We start from the raw sequence: 2142 nt of genomic DNA on the forward strand, positions 1-2142 counted from the left end.
TTTTCCAAATACACAGTCATGGGTTTTAATACCCGGGTAAAAGAAGATAAGTCAATCCCCGTGGTGGAGAGCAGTACCTCGTGCGTATTTTCCATTAGCTCTTTCTTAGAGGTAGAACCGCTAATGGGCGAGGAAGTTCCGGTTTTAAGATAATAGGTAATTGCATACGATTTGCCTTCAAACTTCAAAGTAGGCGAAATAAACCAGTCGTCATGTACCCTGTTCTCTCCAAAAAAACTTGCCACGCGATCCCCTTCATAATATTCATATTTATACGATCCCCAAAAATTCTGGTCTCTAGGAGGCATTAACCAAGTGTACCCGTCATTGGCACTATCTACCGTTCTCCAGCAGTCCAGAGTGGTGGAACTGCTGTTAAACCCCTCCCAAAACGGGAGACTGTACGCGCTGCAAAGGGTTTTAAACCAAACAGGTCCGACCCACTTGCTCGACTTGCCCGCCTCACAATTCGACCTTACATAAAACGCATATTCCGTATTGGGCTGCAGTGCATTGCCCTTGCCGTCCCGGGTAATCGAAACACTGGTGGTATTTGAAAACACGCCGCTGCCCGCAGGAGCCCCGTAATCCGAAACATAGTACTCCCAGCTGCTGTTGTAAGGGTCCTGCCAGGAAAAAAACGCGCTGTCCTCTCCTACTCTAGAAAACTCTATCTCCTGATTCGGAGGGATACAGTCTATCTCTTCTAATAATATATTGTCCAGAAAAAACTGTGCTGAAGAATAATCACTTTTTTTAGTGGTAAGCCTCCAGGCAATATTGACATCGCCGTTTATGCCCTCTATATACAGGGTTTTCTTTTCGTACTTGCCGTATGTATCGTGAAGCGCTGCAGGCTGTAAAACAGTGGTAAACTCATCCAGGTCAATGCCGTTTTCCGACAAAAGCACCTCAAATTTTTCAGCTCCGGAATAGCGATCTGTCATAAAATAATAGGAAAGGGCGTAGCGTTTTCCCTCCATTTTTATCATCGGAGAAATAAGCCAGTCGTCATTTTGGATACTGTAGTGAGCAGCTCTAAAATAAGCCGAACGGTCACCCTCCTGAGGGGTATTGACAGACCATTCCCATTTATTTAACTGCGAAGACAATAATGGGTCAATATAACCGTCTTGTTCTGCATCAACAATCGTCCAGCACGCCAGCCGGTCCTCATCCGCCGTGTTAAAGCCCTCCCAAAAGGGAAGAGAAAAAGAACTGCAAGCTGTTTTTAAATCCAAAGGCACGGTCCACTCGCTGTATTCGGTATCCGAACACTCCGATCGAAGATAAAAAACGTACTCAGTATCCGGCTGCAGCGGATTGCCGTTTTGATCAGCATCGATAATCAGCGGATTAGCTGTGGTGGTGCGCTCTTTTTTAACCCCTCCGGCATCCTTCATATCCTGCACAACGTATTGCCATTGCGAATTGAAATTGTCTTGCCATTCCACCATAAGCCGGTTATTTTCAATCCGCTTAACTTTGATATTCTCGGGCTGAACACAACTGACCTCCTCTAAAGAAACTGAATCTATAAACATATCATTTTCTGACTCCGCAACGTACCAGGCGATATTAACTGCTCCTGAGATACCGGTAATGTAAAGCTTTTTTTCTTTGTATTGTCCTGCAGTACTCTTATATGTATTAGAAGAGGAAAGAGCAGAAGTAAAATTTGTCGGGTCTAATCCGGAAGAGGATAGCAGAATCTCCATCTGAGTGTCCGCATTACTTTTATAGAAAAACTTGAGAGCATAGATTTTAGAACTCTCCAAAAAAAAGGCAGGCGATATCAGCCAGTCATCCTGTTTGCCTGGCACAGCTGTAAATCTCATAGTCCGATCTCCTTCATAACTGTCAGATGCATTTTCTAAGGCTGTCCACGCATTCATATCTCCTAAAAAGCTGGGTAGTTCCAGAATGTCGCTATTACCGTCTATAATAGTCCAGCAGGCAAAAGTAACTGAATCAGAGTTAAACCCTTCAGCAAAAGGCAGGGCAACCACGTCGCATAAAGTCTGAAAAACATAAGACAGAGACCAGACGCTCTTAGAGCCGTTATCGCAAATACCCCTGACAAAAATCTCGTAACGCGTATTTGCCGCCAAAGCATCCCCGTTATGGTCAAGAGTCACTACC

1 protein-coding gene is annotated in these 2142 nt (G+C 44.6%); it reads right to left on the minus strand.

Annotation, left to right across the window (positions count from 1 at the left end; genetic code table 11):
• Nucleotides 1-2142: choice-of-anchor J domain-containing protein (locus C8P70_RS13675; protein WP_133713851.1), on the minus strand; the 2142-nt coding region annotated here is incomplete at both ends.

This window comes from Myroides indicus (assembly GCF_004364575.1).
In the GTDB taxonomy this organism is placed as follows: Bacteria; Bacteroidota; Bacteroidia; order Flavobacteriales; family Flavobacteriaceae; genus Flavobacterium; species Flavobacterium indicum_A.